The sequence below is a fragment of the Devosia sp. Root685 genome (genome assembly GCF_001427875.1).
Taxonomy (GTDB): domain Bacteria; phylum Pseudomonadota; class Alphaproteobacteria; order Rhizobiales; family Devosiaceae; genus Devosia.
This window is the reverse complement of the sequence record NZ_LMHK01000001.1, coordinates 17,488-35,027: the sequence shown is the minus strand read 5'-3', so window position 1 is coordinate 35,027 and position 17,540 is coordinate 17,488. Positions and strand designations below refer to the sequence as shown.

The window sequence follows — 17,540 nt, the reverse complement described above, 5'->3', positions numbered from 1 at the left end:
GGGTCCGAGGGAATTATCCTTATTGTCGAAGAGGCGTCGCGATGCACGCGAAAGTCATCATTATTGGTTCCGGTCCCGCTGGCTACACCGCCGCTATCTATGCGGCGCGCGCCATGCTCGAACCCGTAATGATTCAAGGCCTTCAGCCGGGCGGCCAGCTCACCATCACCACCGATGTCGAGAACTATCCCGGCTTTGCCGATGTCATCCAGGGCCCCTGGCTCATGGACCAGATGAAGGCCCAGGCCGAACATGTCGGCACCAGGATGGTCAATGACATCATCACCCATGTTGATTTCGATCGCCGTCCCTTCGTTCTGACGGGCGACAGCGGCGACACCTACACCGCGGATTCGCTGATCATCGCCACCGGCGCGCAAGCCAAGTGGCTTGGCCTCCCGTCCGAACAGAAATTCCAGGGCTTTGGCGTTTCCGCCTGCGCCACCTGCGACGGCTTCTTCTACCGTGGCAAGGAAGTGCTTGTGGTCGGCGGCGGCAATACGGCCGTCGAAGAAGCCCTCTTCCTCACCAATTTCGCCGAGAAGGTGATCGTGGTGCACCGCCGCGGCGAGTTCCGCGCCGAGCGCATCCTGCAGCAGCGCCTCTTCAAGCACCCCAAGGTCGAAGTGCGCTGGCACCATGAAGTCGTCGAAGTCGGCGGCTCCGCCATGCCCCCCTCGGTCAATGCGGTGACGCTGAAGGACAATTCGACCGGCCGCGTCTATGAGCAGAAGATCGACGGCGTTTTCGTCGCCATCGGCCACGCTCCCGCGACCTCGATCTTTTCGGGCAAGCTCGACATGAAGGCCGGCGGCTATCTGCAGGTCAAGCCGGGCACGACCGAAACCAACATTCCCGGCGTTTTCGCGGCCGGCGACGTGACGGACGACGTCTATCGCCAGGCAGTTACCGCTGCCGGCATGGGCTGCATGGCCGCGCTCGATGCCGAGCGCTATCTTGCCGAACACGAACTTGCCGAAGCGGCAGAATAGGCTGCGACTTTATGTTCTGTGAAAAGTGGAACATCGTCATAATGCCTGCCCGACTTTTCGCTAAGTCGGGCAGCGTCCAGCTGACTGGCTGACCATCAACGAGAAAGCGTCACGAAAATGCTCGACTGGGACAAGCTCCGGATTTTCCACACCGCCGCAGAGTCGGGCAGTTTCACCCATGCCGCTGAAAAGCTGGGCATGAGCCAGTCGGCCGTCAGCCGCCAGATTTCGGCGCTCGAAGACGACTTGGGGCTCAAGCTTTTCATCCGCCACGCCCGCGGCCTCGTTCTCACCGAAGTCGGCGAACAACTTTTCCGCACTGCGCACCGCATGCACTGGGAGTTGCAGCAGGTCGAAACGCAGATGTCCGAGAGCCAGGACGAACCGACCGGCCCGCTCATCGTTACGACCACCGTCGGCATCGGCTCCACTTGGCTATCCTCGCGGCTCGATGAGTTCCTAAAGCTCTATCCGCTGATCCAGCTCGAAATCCGCCTCAACGACTCCGAACTCGACCTCGCCATGCGCGAAGCCGACGTGGCCATTCGCCTCCATCGTCCGAACCAGTCGGAAATGATCCAGCGCAAGCTCTTCACCGTCCACAACCACTTCTATGCCAGCAACAGCTATATCGACGAGCATGGCATGCCCCGGGCGCTCGAAGACCTCGACAATCACCGCATCATCAGCTTCGGCGAGCCCGTTCCCTCCTATCTCGGCGACATCAACTTCCTCGAGCGCATGGGCCGCTCGGATTCGAGCCCCCGCCGCGCCGTCCTCAAGGTCAACGCCATCTACGGCATGATGCAGGCCTGCCGCGCCGGCATCGGCATCGCCATGCTCCCCGCCTACGTCACGGAAAAAGAAGACGGCCTCACCCAGGTCCTCGCCGAAGTCGAACTCCCCGCCTACGAAGCCTATTTCGTCTACCCACCCGCCCTGAAGAATTCGAAGCGCGTCGGCGTCTTCCGGGACTTTTTGGTATCCAAAGCGCGCGAGTGGAGCTTCTAGGCCGACAGCGCTCCTGCCGTCTCGATACGGGAGGGGGCCTCAACAGGCTCAAACAGACCCGTAAAGGGGAAGTCCGGTTTGACTAGCCGCCATACTTCTCCGGTTTCGAGGTGCCGGTACCTGTTTTCCTCAAAAACGGAACCGCCAAGGTATGGGGAGCTTGCCGCTACTTTCACAGCGCGCCCGTCCACAACTTGCGCCTCAATCCATGATTCAAAACGGAAGAATTCTCCCGGGCTCCGAAAACCATGTATTTCTTCCCATAGGGCTGTCATTTTGAAGTCCCCGGATGACCTAAGGTTATGTAGAGCAAATTAATGCGCATCACCACCATCGCCCTCGATGCCGATGACACCCTCTGGCAAAACGAGCAGTTCTTCCGCCTCACCGAGCAGCGCTTCACTGAACTCCTCAAAGACTACACCGACGCCCCCGACCTCACCGACCGCCTCATCGCCTCGGTTACCAAAAACCTCCAATTCTACGGCTTCGGCATGAAGGGCTTTGCCCTCTCCATGGTCGAAACTGCCCTGGAAGTGACCGATCACCGCGTCCCCGGCACCGTCATTGCCGAACTCCTCGCCGCCGGCCGCGAACTCCTCACCTACCCCATCGAAACCCTGCCCTATGTCGATTCTGCCCTCGAAGCCCTGCAAGAGCGCTTCCGCCTGATCCTCATCACCAAGGGCGACACGTTCGACCAGGAGCGCAAACTCGCCGCCTCCGGGCTCGCCGACTATTTCGCCGCCATCGAGATTGTCGCTGACAAGAACCCCGAAACCTACCGCCGCATCTTTGCCCGCCACACTGAAGGCCCCGAGCACACGCTCATGGCCGGCAATTCCCTCCGCTCTGACGTCCTGCCGCCGCTCGAAGCCGGCGCTTACGCCGTCTATGTCCCGCACGACCTCACCTGGTCCTATGAGCGCGCCGACGAACCGCAAAACCACCCGCGCTATGCCCGCATTGCCCATCTCGGCGAACTCGAATCGGCCATCGCCGGATTTGAAGCCGCGGTGTAACCTCCCCGTACCTTGGTGATTGGGGACCCATCATGAAGCTTTCAACGCTCGCAAGCGCCGCCATATTCCTGCTGCCCACTGCGGCTTTCGCGGCCGATTCGACGCCCGCCGATATCGGCGCAATCTTCTGCAAAGCCAGCCTTGAAGACGACATGTCGCCTTTCGAAGCAGCCCTGACGCCCGATCTTTCAGCCGTAATCGCCGAAGCCGAGGCAAAGAACGCCGAAATCCAGGCCGCCACCCCCAATGAAAAACCACCTTTGGGCGATGGCCTGCCCTGGCGCAGCTGGACCGACTATGCCGACGGCTGCGCGGTCGGCACCATCACCGAAGAGGCCGGCAAAACCCTCGTCGAGATCCGCTACAGCTTCACCACGTCACCCGACGCGAACTATGCCGATCACCTCGTGCTGATTCCCGCCACCGGCAACGATTCCTGGCAGCTCGACGACATAAATCTCATCGACGGAATGACCCTGCGCAGCGTTTTGGCAGCTGCATTCGCGCAATAGATCAAAAAACGGGCTGCGGCAGCCCGCCGCACCCTTTCACCTTCGCATTGAAATCATTGATGATTTCTACATGACATGCGTGAATTGCATATCTGACATGTCAGTCCCCTGGTTGGCGAATGAGCATCGCGCCCATATATCGAGCACATCACAGCGCGACTGTTTCTCCTCCTCCCTTGCATCGCGCTGCGTTCCCTCCTACGGGCTTCGGCCCGACCCTCTAAGGCTTCGCTCTCCCCTCGGGCGAAGCCTTTTTCTTTTCCAAAATACCTGCGGCCCATCCCCGAAAAGCCCGGACCTCCGGACTTTCCCAGCCCCGGCCGTTTGTGATTTTTTCAGCACCCTTGCAAAAATGCATGGCTGACATGTCAGTTACGGGATTGCCGACTAACTTAGTAGAGTTCATATAGGACGTGTCGCTGAGACGCGCTCCGAACTCCTCCTCCCTCGGACCCCGTATCGCGACAACGAGTTGCGGGTCTATCCTCCTCCCAGACCCAATGCTCACGGCAGATGGCATATCCTCCTCCCTTGCCTCTGCCCCACTTTCGATTTGGCTTCGGCCCAGTCATAAGGCCCCAACTTCGGTTGGGGCCTCTTTTTTGTCCGTCGGGCCGTTTCGCTTGGGGCTGCCGCAAACCCAGGCTTTGCCAGAGCCTACCAGCACTCCCTCCTAGCCTCCCCATCAAGGGGACTGTTTACTTTGGACTGCTCAGCGCCCCTAACAAACTCGGCGTCATTCCCGCGAAAGCGGGAATCCCCTTGCACCGAAACAGAGATTTCCGCTTTCGCGGGAATGACGCGGTGAAAGAGGATGAACCAGCGAAGTCCAAAGTGAACAATCCCCCATCAAGGGGGGCGCATCGAGCGTTGGGCACCATCTCTTCACAACCACCGGCAGGCCCCCCCCTTGATGGGGGAGGTTGGGAGGGGGTGACGGGAGCCACGATTCCCAAGCCCCTCTTCCATACAAGCTGCTCAAATTTTGGACACATTGTCGCTGTGCCTAATGCATAGCTGACATGTTGCGAAATGCATTGCTGACCAAAAGGTCAAAATCTATATTCAGTCTTGTCGATGCGACGCCGCTCCTTATCCTCCTCCCTAGGACCCGCGACGCTCGGCACCGGGTTTTGACCGTATCCTCCTCCCTCGGTCAGGGCCCACCCGGACTGACGCAAATCCTCCTCCCTTGCGTTGGGCCATACTTAGATTTGGCTTCGGCCCTATCAATCAGGCTCCAACTTCGGTTGGAGCCTCTTTTTTTGCCCGTCAGCAAATCTGCATGGCAGACCTTCCCATTGCGCGTTTGTGCCCGCCGCACCGCCGCGCGATAGTGCCTGCGACGGCGGCATACGTGGTGCCCGCCCCTCCAAGGTCAGCGGTTCTGCCGCAGACCCCTGGCCCCACCCATCCCCTCGGGTGGGGCCTCTTTATTTTCCCCATCCCAAACAGTTCTGACCAAACCTGCCCGGCAATTTCTGCCCGCGCATCAGGCTCGCCGCGAAAAGCGCATTGAAAAACCTTACGAATTTTCCGGCACAGCACTTGCTTAACTATTTCCAGCAAGGAGAACTGCCATGGTCGCCGTAACCGCCAACTACTATTCTGGCTATTCCACCACCACCTCGAGCCAGACCAGCGCGACGACAACCGCCGCCAGTTCGACCGCGTCAGCAAAAACCACGACGTCGAACACGTCCACCTCGGCGACGACCATAACCCTCTCCGATGAAGCCAAGGCAGCTCTGGCCGAAAAGTCGTTCGCCAGCGTCCTCGCCGATGCGCGCAGCAAGCTGACCAAGCTCCTCGAAGACGCCGGCCGCAAATCCCCGCTCCAGAACGATGCCCTGGCCCTCGACCTGTCGAGCCTCGATTCACGCGAAATCTATGCCATCGCCAGCGACAAGAGTTCCTCGGCCGACGAAAGCAAGGCCGCCACCCTAGAAATGCAACGCCGCTTCGAAGCAGCCCTCGCCGGCCCGCACTCCATCGCCCAGGTCACCGGCAATTACACCGGCCTCTACAATGCCGCCGCAGCCTTCCTCGATGCCCTCGGCCCCGAGGAAAAGGCCAGCGCCGATTGGAAGGCCTCGCGCGACGCCATCACCGAAGGTCTCAAGCAGTTGCAGACCGATCCCAAGAAGCTGCCCGCCGCCGGCGAGGACGATCCTGTCGCCACCTATATCAAGCTGGTGGAAACCCGCGGCACGCTCGATCAGTCCATGGCAAGCCTTGCCACCAATGCGCGCACCGCGCTCGACAAGCGCTACGAGGAAATTCACGCCACCGGCCGCATCCCAAGCTTCAAGCCGGGCAACCCCAGCTATGTCGATCTGTCGGCCCTATCGAGCCGCTCGCTCTCGGCCGTCGTGCTCGACGAGGAAGGCCAGTTCACCTCGCAGGAAGTTGCCGCGGCAAAATCCCAGCTTCGCACCAAGTCGAGTTCCGCGCTCATGGCCGGCCTCAAGTCGGCCTCCCAATCCACCGACCCAACCGCCTTCAGCCAGAACGTGATCGCCGCCTTCTCGTCCCTCAGCCCCGAAGAACGCCAGGCCGCCGGCTGGTCCGACAAGCTCTACGAAGCCGCCGTCGCCAATTATGCGTCATCCAACAAACTGCTCGAAATGTTCAACCAGCTCAGCGCCGGCAGCAGCTCCAGCAAATCCGGCTCCGGCCTCGCCGGTCTTTTGGGTTAGCGAGCCCATCTGGATGAGCCTTCCGAAACACACGTAGCCCTCACCCAGAGGTGCTTTGCGCAAGCAAAGCCTCGAAGGGCGAGGGCGTGCCCCGTTGCTTTAGCTCACTTCACTTTTCGACTGATGTAGCCACAAACTCGATTGTCACCCCGGCTTCGGGCCGGGGCCCATCTCGAGATCTCAGGATGGGTCCCGGGTCGAGCCCGGGATGACAGCCGGAATTCAGCAAGAAGCGTTACGCTTGAACAGTGAAGCGCTTTAATACGTCCCGGAAAACCGGCCCTTACCTAATCCCCGCGCAAAACTGCTGGATCCGCTTCACCGCCTCTTCCAGTTCCGCATTGCTCGCCGCATAGCTCAGCCGGAAATGCCCCGGCAGCCCGAACGCCGCGCCATGCACCAGCGCCACGCCGGTCTCCTCAAGCAGCGCCATGACGAAATCCTCGTCCGTTTCCAGCGCCTTGCCCCCCGCGCTTGTCTTCCCCAAGAGCCGCTTGCACGATGGGAACACATAGAACGCCCCTTCTGGCGTCAGGCAATCGAGCCCGGTATTGGCATTGAGCCCCTTGACCACCAGGTCCCGGCGCTCCTGAAAAACCTTGCGCCACTCGCCTAAAAACTCCTGCGGCCCATCGAGCGCCGCCACCGCGGCCCATTGCGAGATCGAAGTCGGGTTGGAGGTCGATTGCCCCTGCAACTTGGTCATCGCCGCCAGCAGCGGCCGCGGGCCCGTGCAATAGCCAATGCGCCAGCCGGTCATGGCATGCGATTTCGACACGCCATTCATCGTCAGCGTCCGCGGCTGCAGTTTTGGCTCCACCTGAGCGATCGTCGAAAAAGTACCGCCGTCATAGACCAGCACTTCATAGATATCGTCGGTCAGAATATGCACATGCGGATGGCGCAGCAGCACATCGGCCAGCCCGCGCAATTCCTCTGCCGTATAGGCGGCCCCGGTCGGATTGGATGGCGTGTTGAGCAGCAGCCACTTGGTTTTGGGCGTGATCGCTGCCTCCAGCACCTCCGGCGAAAGCTTAAATCCCGTCGAGGCATCGGCCACGGCAAAAACCGGCTCGGCGCCGCAAAGCCGCACGATTTCCGGATAGCTCACCCAATAGGGCACCGGAATGACCACCTCATCACCCGGATTGAGCGTCGCCATCAGCGCATTGAAAATGATCTGCTTGCCGCCCGAAGAGACAAAGCAATCCGCCGCCGTCACATCAAGCCCATTGTCGCGCTTGAATTTCCGCGCCACCGCTTCCTTCAGCTCGGGAATGCCATCGACATTGGTATAGCGCGTCTTGCCCTCGTCCATTGCCCGCTTGGCGGCGTCGCGAACGTGCAGCGGCGTATCGAAATCCGGCTCGCCGGCGGAAAGGGCGATGATATCCTTGCCCTCCTGCGCCATCACCCGCGCTTTCTGGCTGATCGCCACCGTCGCAGATGGTGCTACGCGTCCCAGCGCATCGGAAAGAAAAGCCATTCATACCTCCCAGAAAACCGGTGGCATCAATAAGCAATGCCGTGGCTTGCGGCAACCGGTCACTTGGGCGGGGGTGCCGTAGATTCCCGCACCGTCAGCTGCGTCTGCAGCAGCCGCCGTCCTTCGACCTGCTTGTCCCCCAGTGCCGCGTCCACCGCCAGCCTGGCGATTTCATGCATCGGCTGCGCCATCGTGGTCAGTTTCGGCGTTGCGAGGGCAGATTCAGGCACGCCATCGAACCCAACCACCGAAACGTCCCGCGGCACCACTCTGCCGGACCGGAACAGCCAATCGACCGCATACATGGCGATCTTGTCCGACATGGCGAGAATGGCCGTCGGCGTTTCTGCCCCGCCGAACAATTGCTCCATGGCCGCATGCGTACTGGCCATGTCCTCGCGCGTGCCGAATATCGGCACCGACGCAATGTCGATGCCCGCCCCCGTCAGCGCCTGCCAATAGCCAAAGGCGCGGTCGCGCGAGGTGGAGTACCAGGCCTGCCGGACCAGGCTCTCGTCGGCGCGCCCCACGTGATCGCCGCGCAACATGGTCGAGAGAATGGCAATCCGGCGATGCCCCAGGCCCAGAATGTGCTCCGCCGCAAGCCGTGCGCCATTGATATTGTCGACGCCGATTGCCGGGATCGAATGATCGTCCGCGCCGATGGCGAGCGCCACATAAGGCAATTGCCGCTGGCGCGTAATATCGACCAGCCGCTCGCCGCCCTCCACGCAGAGCAGGATAAAGCCGTCGACCAGCGCCGATTGGATATTCCAGGCCAGCCGCTCGTCATTGAGCGCCGAAACCAGCGCCACCCCCGCCCCGCGGGCATCGCAAATCTCGGAAATCTGCGCCATCAAATGGCGCGCCCAAGGATCCTCGAAAAAATAGCTCAGTGGCTCGATCGCGGCGACGCCGACCGCATTCACCTTGCCCGCCCGCAGCAGTCGTCCCGTCAGGCTCGGTCCGGCATATCCCAGTTCCCGCGCCGCCGCATGCACGCGCTCGCGCACTTCCTCGCGCACGATCTCCGGCCGGTTGAACACATTGGAAGCCGTACCTTGCGAAACCCCCGCCGCCCGCGCCACATCCCGAAGGCGAACCGGATTGTCTTGAGTCATCAACATCCTCCACCTCCCTCGCTATCACAGGTTTTGTATCGGTTCAATTTTCACTTGACCCGGGAATGGCAAAGGTGCAAATTTGAACCGATTCAAGGGCAAGCCTCACCCAAAACTTGAATCGATTCAACATTTGAACGGCAGAAGGATGAAAATGATGATTCCCGCCAGCTATCTCTATAAAGACATCTACCGCCGGACCTGGCTCGACCCCGATCCGGAACCCGCAACGGAGATCGAGAATTCATCCCGCGGCGGCGGCCATCCGATCCGCCATGGCCTTGCCGATCTCCTCACCCGCGCCGCCGATTTTCTGCGCCGTCCGCGCCCCGTCTCGCTCGCTTCAGCCCCGCGCTGAAGCGAGCCCGGCCACATTCCTGCCGGCAAATCGCCGCGTCCAAGGCCCGCCGGTCATAGTCAAACCCCATTTGCATGGTCCATTGCCTCATCCACAACGATGAGACGCCTATCCCATGCATCTATTTTCGTCTCGCGGGCGGAAGGGCCTGAAAGTGAAGATGGCAGTGGCCGCCGGCTTTGCCGCTGCCCTTGGCCTTGCCGGAGCCTTCCTCGCAGGTGTTACGCCCTCCCTCGCTGCCGATCTTGCGACGCAGCCAGATACGCAGGTGGCCATTTTCATGGTCCCGCTGACCATCCTGATCCTGACCATGCTGTTTGAAGCCGGACGTTTCGTCTGGCGCAATCGCATTCCTGCTTCGGCGCCGGCCCGCCAGCGCCGCACAGATTGGTCAGTGGCCAAAACCCACTGATCAATACGCGCGGCATGAAGCCCTCCATGCCGCGTACTCTTCTCCAAAGTCCTTAGGCCGGCCTCGTGCCGGCCTTTTTTTCGGCCTTGCCGCTGCTCGGCTTCGGGTTCACACTCCTTGAACCGATCGACTCCCAGCGCGCTCGGCTGATTGTCGATTGGTCCAACGCAAGGAGGACCTGACCATGATCGTCGACACCATCCTGCAACTCAAAGGCACCGCGGTTTACACCCTGCGCGACAGCGATACGTTGGGCGATGCCGTCGCCATGCTCAACAGCCACAATATCGGCGCCATCGTCATCGTCGGCACAGGCGAAAGCGTCGTCGGCATCCTGTCGGAGCGCGACATCGTCCGGCAATTGGGCAAGAACCCGTCAGTCGCCCTCGCTCAGTCCATCGGCTCCGTCATGACCCGCGCCGTCGTCACCTGCGACCGCACCACCGCCATTGCCGAAGTCATGGAGCGCATGACCCACCGCCGCATCCGCCACATGCCCGTTGTCGAAGGCGACCGCCTGACGGGCATCATTTCCATCGGCGACGTGGTCAAACTCAAGATCGAGGAAGTCGAGCACGAAGCCGAAGTCCTGCGCGAATACATCGCGAGCTAGGCGCGCAGGCGCAGCACCAGCCCCTCCCACGCTCGATTGTCACCCCGGCGAAAGCCGGGGCCCATCTTGAGATTTCCGTTCACCCCGGACCCGGAACGCTTCACCCTTCACATGACATAACAGTAGTCCTCATGGTGAGGCGCTTTGCTCTTGCAAAGCCTCAAACCACGAGGACGTGGCACTGAAGCATCGGGGCACGCCCTCGTGGTTTGAGGCTACGCTGCGCTTCGCACCTCATCATGAGGGTTACTGTTGCATCAGCTAGAACGTGAAACGCTCTAGATCACTAGCAACACCCGCCCCTAATATACCCGAACCGACGACAGGTTGCGCGCCAGATACTGGTTCAACACCGGCTGACTCTCGATGATGCGTTCGCAATAGGACTGAAACCCGCGATCGCGGCACGCCGCAGCCGAGACATTCCCGGTCACTTCCACCGAAGAGAACCGGTTATCCCAGCCATAGAGCTTGAGGTCGGTGAACACCTGCCCCGGCCCGGCGCAGAACGAAGCGCCGGTGAAATTCCGGCCCTCATAAAAGCACACCTGCCCCGGCCCGCCCGCCGGATAGTCCGGACGAACAAGAAACAGCGGGCCCTCTGGTCCAGCACCAAAGCTCAGGGCTTCGAGCCCCGTCCAACCCCGGCCGCCATCACCATCAACCAGGCACCAGGTCACCTGGCAGCGCAGAATGCGAATGGCGCTGTCTTCGGCGATAGCCCCCGTCACCGCGTAGGCGGCCCCCGGCCCCTTGCGCAGCGTCAGATCGACCTGCGCCCAGCCGTGCGATCCGACATCGGACGCAGCCATGACGGGAGAAAACAGGGAAAGCCCGAAACCGATAGCGAGAGCCAAGCTCTTCAAGCGCTTCATGGAAAGAGAATCCCCAGATGAAAACCAGCGGGACTGTATCTCGACGCCCAGCTGCGGCCAAGGGCAAGAAAAAACGGCGCCTGACATTTGTCCGGCGCCGCTTTGACTATTTAGCGAATGCGAACCGACGCGATATAATCGTCGAAATCATTGAGCGAGCTGGCGCTGGTCGTATAGGTGCGGCAGCCACGATAGTTCGGCTCCGAACACACCTGCACCGAATACCCGCCCTGATTGTCGATCGAGGAAATCCGGTCGGTCCATTCGCGCAGGTCGCGCACATTGTCGCCAGCGGCAAGGCAGAAGCTCTGCCCGCGGAAATTGCTGCGGTCAAAGAAGCAGACCTCGTCATAAACCGGCTGCGGCAGCGGCTGGATCACCGGCGGGCGCGGCGGACGCGGCGGCTGCTGCGGATTACCGATACCGATATTCACGTTCGGGCCATTCGGGCCAAGGTTGAAGCCGAAGGAAATGCCGGGCTGGGTCGGATTGACCGGCTGGCCACCGCCAGCGGCGAGATACGTGGCCGAAACCCAGCCATCGGGACCGGGCTTGGACACATAGCACCAGGAGCCCTGGCACTGCTGCACATCCACTTGCTGGCCGCGGCGAACCGTATCGACCACACCGTAATTGGTGCCCGGGCCCGAGCGCACATTGACATTGCTGGTCACGGTGCCCGGCGCGGCCTGCGCTGCGGGCAGGAACACGACGACCGCGGTCGTTGCCACTGCAACGGCGGTCGCGACATTGAGCAGGGTTTTGCGGGTATGGCGGTTCATGACTCTTCCCTCTTCCACCACGTCCGGGGCTGACGCAAATTGCCCGGCGCGGAATGTGATTACGATGCAGAAACGGGTACGGTCTTCAAAGAGTTCCGGCCCCGAACGGATTCAAAAGCTTAGGAGACAGCGACCGGCAATGACGTCAAACTCATGGCTCAGCCCCAGCACCAAAGCGCTTCATACGCCTTGTCGCTGGTCCAGCCTGAACGCAGTCTGAATGTACCGGGTCAGCCTTGCGGGATCACCCGCTTTTGGCCGTTATCGTCAAGAGAAACATAAACGAAGCGACCCTCGGTGACCTTCTTGCGGTCATCGAGTTGCTGCCGCCGCACCCAGGCTTCCAGGCCGATGGTGATCGAGGTCCGGCCGATCCGCTCGATCGTCGTATAGATGCAGAGCACATCGCCCACTTTCACCGGCGCGATGAAGGTCATGGCCTCGACGGCTACCGTCACCACCCTGCCCTTCACCCGCTCGACAGCCGCAATCGCCCCGGCAATATCCATCTGGCTCATCACCCAGCCGCCAAAAATATCGCCCGCCGCATTGGTGTCAGCCGGCATGGCCAGGGTGCGGATGGTCAATTGCCCCAGCGGTTCGCTCATCACTGTCTCGCTCATTCTGGTCCTTTCACCGGCCACCGGCCGACCGCCTCTTCCCAGTGCTTGCGGCACAGCGAGAGATAAACGGATTTTTCGATACTCACCTGATCGCCATCGGTCAGCACGCGTCCATCCATGCTCTGCCGCACCACCATGGTCGCCTTGGCGCCACAGGTACAGATCGTGCGAATTTCGCGCATCACATCGGCAATGGCCAGCAGTTCCATCGACCCGGGAAAGAGCTTGCCCTGAAAGTCGGTGCGCAGCCCAAAGCACATCACCGGAATGCGCAACCGATCGGCCACGCGTGCCAATTGCCACACCTGATCGCGCTCCAGAAACTGCGCCTCGTCGACAAAAACGCAATCGACCTTGGATTCTTCATGCTGGTCGCGGATGGACTGATAGAGATCGTCGCCCGCCGCATAGAGTTCGGCCGGCTCGCTGATGCCGATCCGGGACGCGATCAGCCCGATCCCGTCCTCGACGTAAAGCGCCGAGGTATAAAGCAGCGGCCGCATGCCACGCTCGCGATAGTTATAGGCAGCCTGCAGCAGCAAGGTGGACTTGCCGGCATTCATCGCGGCATAGGAAAAATAGAGTTTGGCCATGGTCCGCCCCGAAAGCTGCGGCCCTTTCTCGCGCAGCCGGCGTCTCACGGCGAGGATTTTTATGGACGGTCCACAAAAAAGGGCCGCCCGGAGGCGGCCAAGGCCTACAAGTAGAGACCGAACGGCCTCGGGGAATACGTTCGCGAGCCTGGGGGGCGGTGCGAACGGCGCATCCGGCATGCATGGGCTGCCCCGGAGCATTTTGAGCCTAGGCGCCTTACATGACGGAGGGATGAAGGCCGTTCAGCCAGCATTCAGGCTCGCAGAGCCATCCTTCAATGACCGAGTAGAGAGTTTCAGCCAATGCATTTTGCCCGCAACCTCGTCATTGCCTTCGCTGCCCTGGTCGCCACCCCTGCCCTCGCCTCGCCGGTGGGCACCTGGGAACTGGAAGGCAAGGATACGCGCTTCCAGCTCGAAATGTGCGGCGACGGCACCCAGCTCTGCGGGCTGCTCACCTGGCTCAGCGATGTGGATTACAACGAGCAGTACAAGCCCTATCTCAACCGGCCCATGGCCGATCACATGAACCAGTCCGGTCCAAACCGCTGGAAGGGCGACATAAAGCTATTTGGCTACAACCTGTCGGGCACGCTAACCCAGCGCAGCGAGAACCACATGACGCTGCACGGCTGCGCCGTGCTCGTTATCTGCAAAACCTACGAAATGTACCGCTACACCGAATAATCAGTTCGTCGCTCTGACTTCAGGCAGCCTCCGGCGCTGCAACAGCGCCGGCACCGCCTCAACCATGACGATAGCCACGAACAGCAGCGCCGCCCCAGCGTAGCCCACCACCGGCAACCGGTCCCCCAGCACCACCGCCCCGCCCAGCGCTGCAAAGAGGCTCTCCGCCGACAGGATGATCGCTGCATTGGCCGGCGGCACATATTGCTGCCCCACGGCCTGCAGCGTGAACCCCACCGCCGTCGATAGCACCGCCGCATAGGCCAACTGCACCCAAACATCCGAGATTTGCGCAATCGTCGGCGCCTCGACCGGCAGCGCGATGGCCAAAGCAACCACCCCCGCCACAAGGAAACTGACTGCCGAAACGAAAATCGGCAGCCCCGTCTCCTTGGCCAGATGCCCCAGCGTCAGCACATGCATGGCCCAGAAAACCGCGCTCCCGACGATCAGCCAGTCGCCACCATTAAAACTCGAAATACCCCCGCCGTTGAGGAAGTAAATCCCCACCAGCGCCAGCGGCACGCCGACATAGACAATCGGATGCGGCCGCACGCGAAAGGCGAAATAGCCAATCAACGGCACGAAGAAAACATAGAGCCCGGTCAGAAACCCGCCATTGGTCGCCGTCGTCGTCGCCAGCCCCGCCTGCTGCAACCAAGACCCCATGAAAAACACGAAGCACAAGACGCCCACCAGCAACCACTGCGCGCGCGACAACTCCACCTTCCGCCGATTCCATTCGCGCAGCGCCAAGGGCAGCACCAGCAGCCCGCCGATAATGTAGCGCACCCCCGCAAAACTCAGCGGCCCGATCGACCCCATAGCCGACTTCTGCGCCACAAAGGCAAAACCCCAAAACATGGTGCAAAGCAGCAAAAGCAAAGCAGCAACAGGACGCGACATTTTTTGTTTCTCGTTATCTCGTTTGCGTAGCGCCCAGCGGCGTTTTTTCGAGCTAGGCAATCGCCATCTCAACCACCGGCTGTCACCCCGGGCCTGACCCGGGGCCCATCCTGAGATCTCGAGATGGGCCCCGGCCTTCGCCGGGGTGACACGCGAGGGTGTGAACGGATCAGCGCAGAACGGAATCTCTCTCTACAATTCCGCGTCCAAAGCCTTGATGAGACTCTGGATTTCCTCCGGGCTCGTGTAATGCACGAAGGACAGCCGCAACACGCCATGCTGCGGATCGATCCCCAGCGCCTCCATCAGCCGCCAGGCATAAAAATTCCCGCCCGACGCCATAATCCCGTGCTTCGCCAGCCGCTTCGCGACCTCCACCCCCGGCTCGCGGTGCCGCAGCGCAATCGTCGGCGCCCGCAGGTCCGCATCGCCCGGCCCCACCAGGTTCACATCGTTGCGCCCATTGAGATAGTCGAGCAGTGGCCGCGCCAGCGCGATCTCCTGCGCCCGCATCGCCTTATGCGCCCGCCGGAACGGATTGCCCTCGCCCCCGGCAATCTCGGCCACCTGCTCCAGATAATCCGCAATCCCGGCCGAAGCCGCGATCTGCGCATGGTCCGGCCCCGCCGGCGTCAGCCGGTAGCGCGGCTTGGCATCGTTGAAAAAGTGCCCCTGGTTCGGCAATTGCATCGCCAGTTCCGGCCGCACCGCCATCACCCCCTGATGCGGACCATAGGTCTTGTAGGCCGAAAACAGATAGATATCCGCCCCAAGCTCGGCCAGGTCCGGCAGCCCATGCGGCGCATAACTGACGCCGTCCACCGCCAGCACCGCACCCACGGCATGCGCGCGCTTGGCGATCTCGGCCACCGGGTTGATCTCGCCCACCACATTGGAACAATGCGGCGCGGCCACCAGCTTAACCTTGTCGTCGAGCACCGCATCCAACGCCGCCAGCGCCAGCCGCCCGCTCTGCCCATCGACGCTCCATTCGCGAACCTCGATGCCCCGCTGCGCCAGCCGCCGCCACGAACCGGAATTCGCCTCATGGTCCTGATTGGTCACCACAATCGCATCGCCCGGCTTCAGCCAGCCGCCAAAGGCATTGCCCAGCACATAGCTATTGGCCGAGGACGAAGGCCCGAAATGGATCCAGTCCGGCGAAACATTGAGCGCCGCCGCAATCCGCTCATAGGCAAGGTTCATCGCCTCGCCGGCTTCGATCGAAGCCGGATAGACCCCATAGGGCTGCACCTTGGTCGCACGATAATAATGCTCCAGCCGATCGAGCACCGCCTTGGCGGTATAGGACCCGCCGGCATTTTCGAAAAACGCCTGCCCCTCAAGGCTGGGTTCGGCAAAGGCGGGAAAAAGTGCGCGAATACGCGCCGGGTCCAAAGGCAGATTGGTCATCATCGGTCCGTCACAAGTTGACCGATTGGTAGTGGAGCGGCCAACAAAAGCAACCCTTCAAGCCGGCTAACGGCAAAATCGCCCCGGTGGGGCGATTTCAGTTCAGGGCCGTTGAGAGCCCATGAATTAGCGGTGGTTACCGCCAAAGCCGCGCGGCCCCTGCCCGCCATGCTGACCACGCGGGCCATGCTCACCCCGAACCGGCATCAGCTCCGCCTTCTGCTCATCCGTCAGGCTCCCAAAGAACGCCGCGACAGACGGCTGCACCGCCTCAAGCGCGGCGACATGCGCCTTCTCGACCGCAATCCGGGTTTCGAGACGCGCCGCAACATCAGGCGCAGCCGGCGCTTCGCCTTCAGCCGGCTTTGCCGGGCGCAAACCCTCCGTCGCCGTTGCGAAATCCTCCGCCGCAGCCAGGGCCGAGGTCTTGAGCGTATCGAATAGCGCCTGCTGTTCCGTCGTCAGGTCCAGACGATGGCTGAGGCGCACCAGCGCAATCTCGATCCCCTCGCCACCACGCGAGAAATCGAAGAAACCGGCGCCGCCGCCCGGCTGACGCGGCCCGCCCTGAGGACGGAAGGCCTGATTACCCGGCCCGCCATTCTCATGGGTAACGGCGGCATCTGGTGCCTGCGGCGCCGGTTGGGCCATGGCGGGCGCTACGGCGCTCAAGCCGATTGCGGTCGCGACAACGGCCACGAGGGCTTTGATCGAGGTGGAGGTCATAGTGTTTTTCCTTGCATGGGAAACCGGCAGAACCGGAACGACACCACCCTAGCGGCGGGAAACTCTTCACGAGATTGCGACCGGATGAACTCTGGGCAAGGTCGGTAAGGTTAGCCGCGCACCAAGCGCCCGCTGAGCCGCGGCCAAGGTCGCCGGCAACCCCGCTTGACCACAGCACGCCGCTGGCAAACGGGTAACGAAAGCGCTACAATTGCCTGCAGCCCGCGGAGGTTGAGGAGCCTTGTTCCGCTGGCCTTTCGGGGGAGAAAAACCATGCCCAAAATCTCGCATCTGTTCTTTCGTGCCGGAATAGTCTTTCTGCTCGTCGGCATCGGCCTCGGCCTTGCCATGTCGATCAGCCAGAACCACGACGTCATCGGCGCCCACGCCCATATCAATCTGCTCGGCTGGGTCACGTCCGCCATTTTCGGCGGCTATTACGCGCTCAATCCTGCCAAAGCCGAAGGTCTGCTGCCGCGTGTTCACTTCTGGGTCTACACGGCCGGCGTCGCGCTCATGAGCGTCTCGCTCTATCTGCTGCTCAAGGGCAATACCGGCATGGAGCCGCTGGTCGCCATTGGCTCGCTGCTCACCGCCGCCGGCGTGCTGATCGCCGCCTATGTCTTCTTCATGCCCGCCCATTCGGCCACGGCCCGCATGCACGCCGCCGAATAACAAAAAGGGCCGCCCGCAGTTTTCTGCGTGGCGG

The 17,540-nt window shown here is 61.6% G+C and carries 19 protein-coding genes; 10 read left to right on the top strand and 9 right to left on the bottom strand.

Going from position 1 to position 17,540, the window contains the following annotated elements:
• Positions 1-41: 41 nt before the first annotated feature.
• The 5 genes from trxB to ASD83_RS00165 all read left to right on the top strand — a co-directional run bounded on the left by trxB (position 42) and on the right by ASD83_RS00165 (position 6,236).
• The gene (gene trxB / locus ASD83_RS00185; protein ID WP_056306845.1) at positions 42-992 is read left to right on the top strand and encodes a thioredoxin-disulfide reductase; all 951 of its coding nucleotides are present in this window, start codon (positions 42-44) and stop codon (positions 990-992) included.
• 117 nt (positions 993-1,109) lie between these two features.
• Positions 1,110-2,003: a LysR family transcriptional regulator gene (locus ASD83_RS00180; protein ID WP_056306844.1), complete on the top strand. Its 894-nt coding sequence runs from the start codon at positions 1,110-1,112 to the stop codon at positions 2,001-2,003.
• Positions 2,004-2,320: 317 nt separating this feature from the next.
• The gene (locus ASD83_RS00175) at positions 2,321-3,025 is read left to right on the top strand and encodes an HAD family hydrolase (protein ID WP_056306843.1); all 705 of its coding nucleotides are present in this window, start codon (positions 2,321-2,323) and stop codon (positions 3,023-3,025) included.
• 32 nt (positions 3,026-3,057) lie between these two features.
• Positions 3,058-3,537 carry a hypothetical protein gene (locus ASD83_RS00170; protein WP_056306842.1) on the top strand — a complete coding sequence of 160 codons (480 nt, stop codon included), beginning with the start codon at positions 3,058-3,060 and terminating at the stop codon, positions 3,535-3,537.
• 1,580 nt (positions 3,538-5,117) lie between these two features.
• Positions 5,118-6,236 carry a hypothetical protein gene (locus ASD83_RS00165; RefSeq protein WP_056306841.1) on the top strand — a complete coding sequence of 373 codons (1,119 nt, stop codon included), beginning with the start codon at positions 5,118-5,120 and terminating at the stop codon, positions 6,234-6,236.
• Positions 6,237-6,519: 283 nt separating this feature from the next.
• Here ASD83_RS00165 and ASD83_RS00160 read toward each other — a convergent pair whose 3' ends face one another.
• Both ASD83_RS00160 and ASD83_RS00155 read right to left on the bottom strand, forming a co-directional pair.
• Positions 6,520-7,722 (bottom strand): pyridoxal phosphate-dependent aminotransferase, encoded by a 1,203-nt coding sequence (locus tag ASD83_RS00160; RefSeq protein ID WP_056306840.1) that lies wholly within the window; start codon positions 7,720-7,722, stop codon positions 6,520-6,522.
• Positions 7,723-7,781: 59 nt separating this feature from the next.
• Positions 7,782-8,843 carry a LacI family DNA-binding transcriptional regulator gene (locus ASD83_RS00155; protein ID WP_056309731.1) on the bottom strand — a complete coding sequence of 354 codons (1,062 nt, stop codon included), beginning with the start codon at positions 8,841-8,843 and terminating at the stop codon, positions 7,782-7,784.
• Positions 8,844-8,997: 154 nt separating this feature from the next.
• Between ASD83_RS00155 and ASD83_RS00150 the strand changes: the two genes are divergently transcribed.
• The 3 genes from ASD83_RS00150 to ASD83_RS00140 all read left to right on the top strand — a co-directional run bounded on the left by ASD83_RS00150 (position 8,998) and on the right by ASD83_RS00140 (position 10,226).
• Positions 8,998-9,201 carry a hypothetical protein gene (locus tag ASD83_RS00150; protein WP_156385661.1) on the top strand — a complete coding sequence of 68 codons (204 nt, stop codon included), beginning with the start codon at positions 8,998-9,000 and terminating at the stop codon, positions 9,199-9,201.
• 154 nt (positions 9,202-9,355) lie between these two features.
• Positions 9,356-9,613 (top strand): hypothetical protein, encoded by a 258-nt coding sequence (locus ASD83_RS00145; protein ID WP_162249102.1) that lies wholly within the window; start codon positions 9,356-9,358, stop codon positions 9,611-9,613.
• A 184-nt stretch (positions 9,614-9,797) separates the two neighbouring features.
• On the top strand, positions 9,798-10,226 hold the full coding sequence (locus tag ASD83_RS00140; protein WP_056306837.1) for a CBS domain-containing protein: 429 nt from the start codon (positions 9,798-9,800) through the stop codon (positions 10,224-10,226).
• Positions 10,227-10,528: 302 nt separating this feature from the next.
• Here ASD83_RS00140 and ASD83_RS00135 read toward each other — a convergent pair whose 3' ends face one another.
• From ASD83_RS00135 to ASD83_RS00120, 4 genes are all read right to left on the bottom strand, one after another.
• Positions 10,529-11,101, bottom strand: coding sequence for a peptidase inhibitor family I36 protein (locus tag ASD83_RS00135; RefSeq protein WP_056306836.1), 573 nt, complete (start codon positions 11,099-11,101; stop codon positions 10,529-10,531).
• 110 nt (positions 11,102-11,211) lie between these two features.
• Positions 11,212-11,883, bottom strand: coding sequence for an SH3 domain-containing protein (locus ASD83_RS00130; RefSeq protein WP_056306835.1), 672 nt, complete (start codon positions 11,881-11,883; stop codon positions 11,212-11,214).
• A 230-nt stretch (positions 11,884-12,113) separates the two neighbouring features.
• Positions 12,114-12,506 (bottom strand): acyl-CoA thioesterase, encoded by a 393-nt coding sequence (locus ASD83_RS00125; protein ID WP_056306834.1) that lies wholly within the window; start codon positions 12,504-12,506, stop codon positions 12,114-12,116.
• Positions 12,503-13,099 (bottom strand): thymidine kinase, encoded by a 597-nt coding sequence (locus ASD83_RS00120; protein WP_056306833.1) that lies wholly within the window; start codon positions 13,097-13,099, stop codon positions 12,503-12,505. Before ASD83_RS00120 ends, ASD83_RS00125 begins: the two co-directional genes overlap by 4 nt.
• Before the next feature lie 303 nt (positions 13,100-13,402).
• Between ASD83_RS00120 and ASD83_RS00115 the strand changes: the two genes are divergently transcribed.
• A complete protein-coding gene (locus ASD83_RS00115; RefSeq protein WP_056306832.1) occupies positions 13,403-13,786 on the top strand; it encodes a DUF2147 domain-containing protein in 384 nt (127 codons plus the stop codon).
• On the opposite strand, the gene ASD83_RS00110 is transcribed toward ASD83_RS00115, so the two are convergent.
• From ASD83_RS00110 to ASD83_RS00100, 3 genes are all read right to left on the bottom strand, one after another.
• Positions 13,787-14,692 carry a DMT family transporter gene (locus tag ASD83_RS00110; protein WP_082560872.1) on the bottom strand — a complete coding sequence of 302 codons (906 nt, stop codon included), beginning with the start codon at positions 14,690-14,692 and terminating at the stop codon, positions 13,787-13,789.
• Between the two features lie 192 nt (positions 14,693-14,884).
• Positions 14,885-16,105, bottom strand: coding sequence for an aminotransferase class V-fold PLP-dependent enzyme (locus ASD83_RS00105; protein WP_156385660.1), 1,221 nt, complete (start codon positions 16,103-16,105; stop codon positions 14,885-14,887).
• Between the two features lie 126 nt (positions 16,106-16,231).
• Complete coding sequence (locus ASD83_RS00100; protein WP_056306830.1) at positions 16,232-16,831, bottom strand: Spy/CpxP family protein refolding chaperone; 600 nt, start codon at positions 16,829-16,831, stop codon at positions 16,232-16,234.
• A 273-nt stretch (positions 16,832-17,104) separates the two neighbouring features.
• Here ASD83_RS00100 and ASD83_RS00095 point away from each other — a divergent pair, with 273 nt between their 5' ends.
• Positions 17,105-17,506, top strand: a complete 402-nt coding sequence (locus ASD83_RS00095; RefSeq protein WP_056306829.1) for a hypothetical protein — start codon at positions 17,105-17,107, stop codon at positions 17,504-17,506.
• Positions 17,507-17,540: the final 34 nt, after the last annotated feature.

What these genes read in the sequence shown, in the direction of transcription:
- trxB (WP_056306845.1), top strand. Translation starts at nt 42, where the DNA reads ATGCACGCGAAAGTCATCATTATTGGTTCCGGTCCCGCTGGCTACACC.
- ASD83_RS00180 (WP_056306844.1), top strand. Translation starts at nt 1,110, where the DNA reads ATGCTCGACTGGGACAAGCTCCGGATTTTCCACACCGCCGCAGAGTCG.
- ASD83_RS00175 (WP_056306843.1), top strand. Translation starts at nt 2,321, where the DNA reads ATGCGCATCACCACCATCGCCCTCGATGCCGATGACACCCTCTGGCAA.
- ASD83_RS00170 (WP_056306842.1), top strand. Translation starts at nt 3,058, where the DNA reads ATGAAGCTTTCAACGCTCGCAAGCGCCGCCATATTCCTGCTGCCCACT.
- ASD83_RS00165 (WP_056306841.1), top strand. Translation starts at nt 5,118, where the DNA reads ATGGTCGCCGTAACCGCCAACTACTATTCTGGCTATTCCACCACCACC.
- ASD83_RS00160 (WP_056306840.1), bottom strand. Translation starts at nt 7,722, where the DNA reads ATGGCTTTTCTTTCCGATGCGCTGGGACGCGTAGCACCATCTGCGACG.
- ASD83_RS00155 (WP_056309731.1), bottom strand. Translation starts at nt 8,843, where the DNA reads ATGACTCAAGACAATCCGGTTCGCCTTCGGGATGTGGCGCGGGCGGCG.
- ASD83_RS00150 (WP_156385661.1), top strand. Translation starts at nt 8,998, where the DNA reads ATGATGATTCCCGCCAGCTATCTCTATAAAGACATCTACCGCCGGACC.
- ASD83_RS00140 (WP_056306837.1), top strand. Translation starts at nt 9,798, where the DNA reads ATGATCGTCGACACCATCCTGCAACTCAAAGGCACCGCGGTTTACACC.
- ASD83_RS00135 (WP_056306836.1), bottom strand. Translation starts at nt 11,101, where the DNA reads ATGAAGCGCTTGAAGAGCTTGGCTCTCGCTATCGGTTTCGGGCTTTCC.
- ASD83_RS00130 (WP_056306835.1), bottom strand. Translation starts at nt 11,883, where the DNA reads ATGAACCGCCATACCCGCAAAACCCTGCTCAATGTCGCGACCGCCGTT.
- ASD83_RS00125 (WP_056306834.1), bottom strand. Translation starts at nt 12,506, where the DNA reads ATGAGCGAGACAGTGATGAGCGAACCGCTGGGGCAATTGACCATCCGC.
- ASD83_RS00120 (WP_056306833.1), bottom strand. Translation starts at nt 13,099, where the DNA reads ATGGCCAAACTCTATTTTTCCTATGCCGCGATGAATGCCGGCAAGTCC.
- ASD83_RS00115 (WP_056306832.1), top strand. Translation starts at nt 13,403, where the DNA reads ATGCATTTTGCCCGCAACCTCGTCATTGCCTTCGCTGCCCTGGTCGCC.
- ASD83_RS00110 (WP_082560872.1), bottom strand. Translation starts at nt 14,692, where the DNA reads ATGTCGCGTCCTGTTGCTGCTTTGCTTTTGCTGCTTTGCACCATGTTT.
- ASD83_RS00105 (WP_156385660.1), bottom strand. Translation starts at nt 16,105, where the DNA reads ATGACCAATCTGCCTTTGGACCCGGCGCGTATTCGCGCACTTTTTCCC.
- ASD83_RS00100 (WP_056306830.1), bottom strand. Translation starts at nt 16,831, where the DNA reads ATGACCTCCACCTCGATCAAAGCCCTCGTGGCCGTTGTCGCGACCGCA.
- ASD83_RS00095 (WP_056306829.1), top strand. Translation starts at nt 17,105, where the DNA reads ATGCCCAAAATCTCGCATCTGTTCTTTCGTGCCGGAATAGTCTTTCTG.